Source organism: Undibacterium sp. Di27W (assembly GCF_049340345.1).
In the GTDB taxonomy this organism is placed as follows: Bacteria; Pseudomonadota; Gammaproteobacteria; order Burkholderiales; family Burkholderiaceae_D; genus Undibacterium.
In genome coordinates, this window is sequence record NZ_JBMPOS010000036.1 from 1 (window position 1) to 10055 (window position 10055).

General features: G+C 47.3%; 1 protein-coding gene. It reads right to left on the bottom strand.

Annotated elements, in window-relative coordinates:
- A partial coding sequence (locus ACO0LF_RS30715; RefSeq protein ID WP_423021117.1) for a hypothetical protein occupies window positions 1–9685 on the bottom strand: 9685 nt, incomplete at its 3' end.
- Window positions 9686–10055: the final 370 nt, after the last annotated feature.

Genomic DNA, 10055 nt, shown 5'->3' on the forward strand with positions numbered 1-10055 from the left:
GTTCGGTGACGATGCCGGTGCCGCTGATCTGGAAGCGTAACTGGCCTGGCAGTCCATAGACGAAACGGGTGCTTTGGGGGCCGGTGGACTGGTTGGCACCTGCTGCCGGGGTCAGGGTGCTGAGGATTAGGTCGCCATTGGCATCGTAGCTGTTGTCGGTGCGGTTGCCTGCTGCATCGGTCTTTGTGAGCAGGTGACCGGCTGTGTCGTAGCTGTAGCTGGTGGCATTGCCCTGGGCATCGGTCAAACTGGCGATGTTGCCTGCATTATCGTAGCCGTAACGCAGGGTGCTTGTCTGGCCATTGGCGGCAGGGGCGGTGATGCTGTCAAAGCGTTTGTCTGTGGTGAGGCTGTAGACGGTGACGTTGCCAAAGGCATCAGTGACTTTGGTTTGGCGGTTGACGGTGTCGTAATCAAACCGGGTAACGTTGTTGTAGGCGTCGGTGAGGCTGGCGACACGGGATTCGCCATCGACGATGATGTAGCTGAATTTCTGGACGCTGCCATCGGTTTGGGTGATGCTGTCGATGAGATTACCTGCACCGGCGTAAGTGTAGGTGGTGGCGTAGACTTTGCCATCGGTGACGCTGGCGTCTTCGGGACTCAGGTCGAGCAGGACCTGGCTCAGGCGGTTTTGAGCATCGTAGGTGTAGCGGGTGTTGCTGGTGACTTTGCCATCGGCGGCGACTATGCGTTCCTGGCTGAGGTTGTTGCCTGTGTAGATGAATTCTACCGATTCTCCATTGGCGTCCGTAATCTTAGCCAGCAGCTCGCCGTTGTAGCTGTAGGTGGTGACATTTCCACTGGCATCGCTGGCGGTGGCGAGTTTCCAGCTATAACCGTTGTTGCCCTGGTAGCTTTCTGTCTGGTGGGTGAGACTATTGGTCCAGGTCCAGGTGCTGCCGTCGCTGCTTAAGGTGTCGAACTGGCCGCTGCCTTGGGCGGCAACATACAGTTGGCGGGTACTGTCGTAGTCATATCTGACGGCATTACCATTCTGGCCTGCGCGGTAGACGGCGCTGCCTGCGGTATTGATGCTACCTGTTAATCCAGCGATGTGCCGGTAACCATTAATCCACCAGGCGTCGCCATTGTCGTCGTTGAGTTTGCCCTGGCTATTGTAGGTGCGCAGCAGGGAAACGTCACTGCCACGACCTTCCATCACGGCGTCATTGTCGCTTACGACGAGATTACCTGTGGCGAGGTCGACTGCGGTATGTTCACCGGTTTTACTGCTACCTACATTGACCAGAGCCAGGTTTTGTTTGCTGCTGGAATATATGCCGCTGTCGAAACTGGTTACTGTGCCGTTGGCGCTTAGCTTTGACACAGATTTGAGTACACCTGTCCCATCGTAATTGTATGTCGAAACTTCGCCCAGATTATTTTTGACATTGGCAATTTGACCGACTGTATTATAGGAATAAGTTTCAGTTTTACCTTGGGTATCAACAACGGTCTGTATGCGCCCTACTTGGTCGTAATTGCTCACATTACCGGATTTATCCGTTGTACTTACCAGCTGATTATTTTTATTATAGGTTTTACTTTCAATATTTCCCTGTGCATCAATTTTGCCAGTCGTTTGTGTCAACACATTACTGGACGCATCGTAAGTGTACGCAGAATAAACTGCACCTACTTTTGTCGCATAAGCGATCTTTTGATCCTGGGTATTGTATGTGGTTGTTTCTGTCTTACCTTGAACATCAGTATTACTTAAACTACGGGTAAGCAAATTACCTGCCTTATCATAGGCATAAGTAATGACAACACCATTTTTATCGGTATAACTCGCCTTTTGACCCAGGCTATTGTAAGTATAACTTTCAGTTTTTCCCTGGTAATCAGTAACACTCAATAAATGACCCGCTTTGTCGTAAGCATAGCTAGTCAACTTATCTTTGCTGACATTTGCATTAACAGCATTTTTTATAGTCGAATAATTGCTATTGGCAATACTAATAGCATTCGCATATTGCACTGTTTGCTTGAGGTGTAAACCCTCATAGATATTTTGAGTCACCAAGCCTTGTGCATCTACCGTGTAGACCAGGCGATTAGCCTCATCATAGGCATGACGTTCAGTGCGGTCCAAAACACTTTTTTTACCGCTCATCAGACTGATGACAGCGTCAAGCCTAGCACCAAGAGCAACACTTTGCACATTGATGAGATTAGCATAGCTTGTGGTAGCGGTCAGGTTACCAACCTTATCGTATGTATACCCGGTTACCGCACCATCCGCAGCGATCTTGAAGCCCAGGCGGCCAGTTGGTTCATAAGCATAAGACTCGACTTTATCCTGAACTGCAATTGGCAATGTTGCGATACTCAATGCTGCCATCGGTGGCGCGGTGACTTTAGTCGCATACTGAATAGTGCGCACAACATGACCTTCAGGATCATAGGCATAGCTTGTTGCATCACCAAGCGCATTCACTTCAACCGCCAAATGCCCGTCATTGTCATAATAACGATAAGAGACTTGATCATTCGCGCTGGCTACCGGAATCAAGGCGTTCAAGGCCACTTTATCAGCAGCAACAGCGATGCCGCTTGTATTGATAGCGGCAGCATAACGATGCAATTGGCTGATACGGCCATCAGGATCGTAGGCGGTCGTAGTCACACCACCGGCAGCATCAATACTGATTATCTGACGATTCTGACTATCATATGCATAGTGGGTAAGGTTGCCATTGAGGTCTGTCACGCTGATGACATTGTTGTTGGCATCATAAGCGTATTTGTGGCTTGTGGTGATGCCATCATCTGATGATTCGCTAATGCGGCGGCCCAAAGCATCATAGGTATAGCTTTGTACCAATGAAGCATCCTTGCCATTGCCCTTTTGCATAACTTTGAGAGTTTTGCCCGCCTCGTCGTAGCTGTATTCGGTTACAAGATGCAAACCATCCGGGTCAACAATACTTTGCAGCAGTTGACCTTTGTGATCATAGACCAGCTTGGTGACTTTGTTATCGGCATCGGTGATTTCAACCTGGCGACCGAAAGCATCGTATTTATAGCTGGTGACCAGGGTTTGACCACCTGCCATAGCCAGGGTTTTGCTGGTCAGGCGATTAGCATCATCGTAAGCATAAGTGGTGACGTTACCGTTTTCGTCTGTGCTTTGGGTCAAACGATCAGACTTGTCGTAGACGTTTGCAGTTGTACTAATTCCATTGACTGCCGAACGATTATAGGTAAGTACATTACCGTCATAATCAAAAGTCATGAAGTCACTATTGACCTCCGAATAATCATGCCCTCTGATATCCCCGACGCGATTTATATAGACTTGTCCACGGACCTGGCCTGCTACTGAAGTGATCGCCGTTTGATCACCATTCCTTGAATCTAAATACCAATAGCTTGTAAGAACCCCTAGTGCATCCGTTTGTGTAAAAATTCTGCCAAATGCATCGTATTTTGAAGTGGTAGCACTACCGGTTGCCATATCCTTGACTTCAACAACACGACCTAAACGGTCAAACTGCTGCTGAGTCACATTGCCCATGGCATCCACTGTACGCCAGGCACGGCCAAAAGCATCATAGTCAGTGTGTACTGTCTGATGCAGGTTGGCCGTATCACGTATGGTGTCTGTTACTGCACCGCGTTTGTCGTAATGCAGCTCTGTGTCGATATGCTTGGCGTCGGTGACTTTAACCTGTTCACCAAATTGATCATAGGTGTATGTCGTGAGCTGATTATTCGCGTCGGTCATTGTGACCACACGGCCATCGAGGTCATAGCTATAACTGCTACGAATATCATTCATCTGGTCAGCGATCGCCTGGATTTTTTGCGTGAAATCGGCTGTTTGCAATCCACCTGAGAGACCACTCAAGCCTGTCAGGTGTGTCGCATACTGGACCTTATCAGTCAATTGTCCCAAATGGTTATAACGCTGTTCCGTCACTTCACCCAGTGCATTGATGGTGAAGCTCAGATGCCCTGCATTGTCATAATAATACAGCGTACGGTGACCGTTTTGATCTGTGCTGCTGGTACGGCGATTACCGGCATCGTAGGTGAAAGCAGTGCCATAATCTTTCCAGATCTGGTTGATCGCAACCGGATCAATCGTATTGCGCAGCAGCTCACTACCGTTTCCTTTCACCGTCGCAACAACTCTTCCAAATTTATCATACGCAGTGTCTTGAGTACGGCGCAAAGCGGCGCGGCTATCAACGATGCCGCTTGAAATCAACAGATCCGTTTGAGCGTCAAAAATGTTTTTGGTTTTTGTGGTGAAATTATCATTTAGGTATTCACCAACAAACGTGTTAGTGGTTTCCAGTCGCCCTAACTTATCAAAAGTTTGCGTGACGGTTTGTCTGTTGGGATCAACATAACCTGGGCGCACGCGATCCCAGCTCACTGACAAACCAAAACCTCCTGAGAGATCACCGTTATAGGTGGTCTTTTGCGTTATGTGTCCGGCCTGGTCGTATATGTACTCGGTCGGCGTTCCTTCCGGGTTGACGTACGCAATGATACGGTCACTAGCATCATAAAAATAAAAGTCGATTACATCTTTACCACTGCTTGCTGCGAGTAAGCTCGAGAATCTACTATCTACTTTGGCATTCTTATTTTTCGTAGCGTAGGCAACTGTGGCCCTAAGGCGTCCTGCGTTGTCATAGCGATATTCAACAATGCCGCCTTCCGCGTCAATTTTACCTATGAGTTTCTGATCCTGGTCGTAGTAACAGTAGCTGATGCGGTCATTGACTGCGTCGGTGACAACTGTCACATCCTGGGCCGTGGCATTGATGCCTATCGTAGACGGATTGAGGGTGTTGGCACGCTGGACCGTGGATACCAGTTTGCCTGCAGCGTTGTATTGGAACTCAGTCACTTCACCCAGCGGGCTGATTGTTTTACCTATACGGCCAAGACTGTCATACAAAGTGCGGCTAACCATGTCGCTGCTGCTGGCAGTGACCGGAATATTGTTGACGATGACGGCAGTTGCATTCGCCGCAGCTTCTTGCACTACCTGTACCTTGATCTGCTGGAATTGACTAGCTGTCAGGGCATTGGCACGGGCAATGGTCTGGATTTTTTGACCCAGACTGTTATAGACATATTGGGTGACTTCACCCTGTCCGTTAATATCTGCCTGGATATTACCTGCAGCGTCATAGATGTGCAGTTGTTCTACGCCACTTGGGTCTCTGGAATATACCTGGCGACCAAGTGCATCATAGCGATATTCTGTCGTCAGCTCTCCACCTAGAGTGCTGCTCAGTAAATGCCCGAGGCTGTCAAACAATTGGGTGTCGATACGGCCACTCGCGTTATGCAAAGTGACTTTATGGCTGGCATCATCATATTCGGTATAGCTGGTTTTTTGCAAAGCATCGGTGGTGCTCAATACGCGCCCCAGACCATCGTAGGTATAGCTGGTCTGATTGTTTTGGCCATCTATGCTGAACAGGAGCTTACCGCTGACATCGTAGCTATATTGTGTAGTGCTTTCCGTGCCATTTTTTATGCCCAGGCCATCACTACCGACTTTGCTATAAGTGGTAATACTGGTGACCTGTCCGCGGCTGTTATAGCCATAATCAGTGCGGCTCGTCGTTTCTTGCGTCTGTGAGCTGCTCCAGCTTTGCATCTGATCAAGGCTGGGGCTGAGTACGCCATTGCCATATTTGGCATCGGTAAAGTGGATCTCTGCAACTTTTTGGCCATTGCTATCATAACGTCGTTCACTAACATTGCCAGTAGCGTTAATCTGGAAGCGCAGGTTATGTTGTGCGTCATAGACATAGCGTGTCGTTTGCGGGCCACTCAGTTGTTTCCCATCTGCTGTCAGCGCGCTATACAGGGTGCTGGTGAGCAGATCATTGTTACTGTTGTAGGTATTTTCTACACGATTGCCCTGGGCGTCTGTTTTAGTCAGCAGATTGCCGGATGCATCATAGATAAGACTGGTGATATTGTTTTGCGCATCTGTGAGGCTGGCTATATTGCCTGCCGCATCATAGGTGTAGCGGGTGGTCGCTGTCTGGCCATTGGCTGTGGGCGCAATAATGGTATCAAAACGTTTGTCAGCATTGGTGGTATAGGTGCTGACATTGCCAAAGGCATCGATCACTTTGGTCTGGCGATTGACGATGTCGTAATCGAATTTAGTGACGTTATTATAGGTATCGGTGATGCTGGCAATGCGGGGCTCGCCATTGACTGCAACATAGCTGAATTTTTGGGAGCTGCCGTCAGTCTGGGTGATACTTCCTATGAGATTGCCTGCACCAACATAGGTATAGCTTGTTGCATAGACTTTACCATCGGCGATGCTGGCATCATCAGGACTTAAGTCGAGCAATACCTGGCTCAGTCGATTCTGGGCGTCGTAGCGGTAATTAGTGTTGCTGGTGACTTTGCCATCGGCAGCAAGAATACGCTCTTGCGTAAGATTATTGCCTGCATAAACAAATTCTACCGCTTCACCATTGGCGTTGGTAATCCTAGACAATACATCACCGCTGTAGCTATAGGTGGTCGTTTGGCCATTCAAATCACTCGCTGTAGCCAGCCTCCAGATGTAGGCATTACCACCCTGATAGGTTTCAGTCCGTTGGCTGCCCGCCTGTTTCCAGGTCCAGCTACTACCATCACTACTCAATGTATCGAAGCTGCCGCTGCCCTGAGCGGCCACATACAACTGGCGGCTACTATCGTAATTATATTTAACGACAGTGCCATCCTGGCCGGCTCTGTACACAGAACTGCCGGCCTTGTTCAACTCTCCAGTCGGCGCTGTTACGCGACGGTATCCATTGAGCCACCATGCATCAGCATTGTCGTCATGGAGTTTCCCCTGGCTGTTGTATGACCTCAATACAGATACATCATCGCCACGACCTGACAGCAAGGCATCGGTATCACGCAACACAAGATTGCCTGTTGCGAGATCAACTGCTGTTACCTCTCCATTTTTGCCAGTACCTATATTGATCAAAGACAGGTTTTGTTGACCGTTCCTGTAAGCGCCATAATCAAAGGTATTGCTTACTCCATTTATTAACGTGTTAGTTACTTTTTCAAGCACTCCTACTGCATCATAGCTATAGGACCAAGTATCTCCATTTTTATTGGTGTAACTAGTTTTTTGGCCCTGTTCATTATAAGTATAACTTTCAGTCTTACCCTGCATATCAATAGACGACAGTAAACGTCCGGCACTATCATAGCTATAATAACTGGTGTTGCCTGAACTATCTTTGTAACTTAAAAGAGCGGCATTCTTATCATAAGTTTTAACCTCCCCATTTCCCGAAGTTACAAAACTACCTGACAAGTTTCCTGCCCCGTCATAGCTATAATTGACCTTCCCATCCTTGACAGGATCAGCATTGATGGCATTCTTAATACTGACGATGTTGCTATTATCAATATTGACGGTGTTGGCATATTGCACCGCTTGTTTGAGGTGTAAGCCCTCGTAGATATTTTGTGTGACATGCCCTTGTGCATCAACAATGTAAATGAGTCGATTGGCTTCATCATAGGCGCGACGCTCAATACGGTCGGTTGCGCTTTTTTTGCTATCCATCAATTGACTAACGACATCGGCCCTGGCGCCGACAGCCACATCGCTCGCATTTAGTTTACTGGCGAAGACGCTTGTTGTCGTCAGATTTCCTACTTTGTCATATACATATCCGGTGACGCCACCATCTGCGCCCACTTTAAAGCCAAGGCGTCCGGCAAGATCATAGGCGTAGGAATTGACAAGATCGACAGCACTTGTTGGAACCTGGCTTAAGCTGAAATCTGCCGGTGGCGGCAATGTGATCTTGGTTGCGGCTTGCGTGCTACGAACAACATGCCTTTCTGCATCGTAAACATAAGTAGTCACTTCACCAAATGCATTTAATTCGACGTTCATGCGTCCGTCTTTATCGTAATAACGATAAGACACTTGGTCATTCACATTGGAAGATGGGACCAATGCCAATAGAGTTGCGCTGTCAGCAGCATGAGCAATATTTGCTGTATTGATTGTCGTGGCATAGCGACGTATTTGAGTTATGCGCCCATTCGCATCATAGGTAGTTCGAACTATGCTGCCTGCCGCATCGATGCTGAGTATTTGCCGATTCTGACCATCGTAAGCATAAAAACTAACGAGTCCTTTGGCATCAGTGACACTGATAACATTGTTATTGGCATCATACTGATATTGCCGGCTGATAGTGACACCACCATCTTGAGATTCTGTTATACGACGGCCCAGCGAATCATAGGCATAGCTTTGTATAGATGTGACGACATTCGCATTACTTTTTTGAGTAATCTTGAGGGTTTTACCAGTTTCGTCGTAATTATATTCTGTGACTAAATTCAAGCCATTTGGATCAACGATAGTCTGTAGCAATTGACCTGTGTGGTCGTACACTAGTCTGGTGGTTTTATTTTCTGGATCAGTAATTTCAATCTGACGACCAAGTGCATCATATTTGTAGCTGGTAATCAGTGACTTACCATCCGCCATTTCCAAGGTTTTACTTAGTAAGCGATTGGTGTCATCGTAGGTGTAAGTTGTTTTATTACCGTTTTCATCGGTACTTAGAATTAGGCGATCAGATTTATCAAAAGTCTTATTAGAGAGACCGAAGCTATTACTTTTGGAGATTTCATTGCCATTTTTATCATATGTATAACCCAAATATGAGCCGTCTGCTTTATTTTGAGAGGCTTTTTCACCGGTACGAAGAAAAAGCTCCGATGATACAAGTCCCTCAGCAGACGTGATAGCAACTGATTTTCCTTGTGCACCCCACGAATACAAAAATTGAGTTACCGCTCCCTTTGCATCAATTTTCGTCAATACTCTATTGAACGCATCATAGCTTGTTCTTGTGGTATTCCCACTTGTGACATCCTTCACTTCCACAACCTGGCCCAGCTTATCCAGTTTCAGTTGTGTGACATTACCCATTGCATCAACGGTACGCCAGGCGCGGCCAAACGCGTCATAATCTGTATGCACTGTTTGATGCAGGTTTGCTGCATCCCGTATGGTGTCTGTTACCAAACCCCGCTTGTCATAATGCAGTTCAGTATCAATTTGCTTAACGTCAGTGATCTTGACCTGTTGACCAAACTGGTCATAGGTGTAACGAGTAACTCGATTATTTGGATCTATCACTGCGACTAAGCGACCATCCAGATCATAGGTGTTACTGGTTTTGATGTCGTCAGCAGAATTAGCGATTGCCTGGATTTTTTGATTGAAGTCTACAGTCTGCAAGCCGCCATTCAAGCTGTTTACACCAGTCAGGCGCGTTACATATTGGATCGTATCTGTCAGTTGTCCAAGATGGTTATAGCGCTGTTCTGTCACCTCTCCCATTGCATTAACGGTAAAAGTCAGATGCCCTGCCTGATCGTAGTAATACAGGGTACGATGGCCATTCTGGTCAATGCTGCTGGTGCGATGATTGGCCCCGTCGTAGGTATAGGCTACCCCATAGTCTTTCCAGGCTTGGCCAATTATTGCAGGATCAGAGTTAGCAAACAGTATTTCGCTACCATTGCCAGCCAGCGTGCCAATAACTCGACCATACTGGTCGTAAGCAGTATTTGAAGCTCGCCTTAAATAAGGTCTGTTAGCGTCCTGAACTGTATATGATAATAGTCCGGTCTTTGTGTCGTACACATTTTGTACAATCTTAGTTTGATTAACGCCGAAAGCATTCCCAACATTAGATTTGCTTGTACTCAGACGTCCCAAATTGTCAAAGAGCTGCTGCAAGGTTTGCCTGTTGGGATCATTTTGAGGACGGATACTTTCCCAGGTTTGTAATGAATTGACAGACGTCAACTTTACTGAGTAACTCGTCTTTTGGATCACATGACTACTTGCGTCATACACATAGTCGATCGCATATCCTTCCGCATCGACCGTGGCGGTTACACGGTTCTCAGCATCATAGAAGTTGTAGCTAATCGCGTCTTGGGACGGATTTTGGGTGATGAGGCTGCTCAACTGGCTGTTGACTTGCGCTGCCTTGTTCTGGGTTGCATAC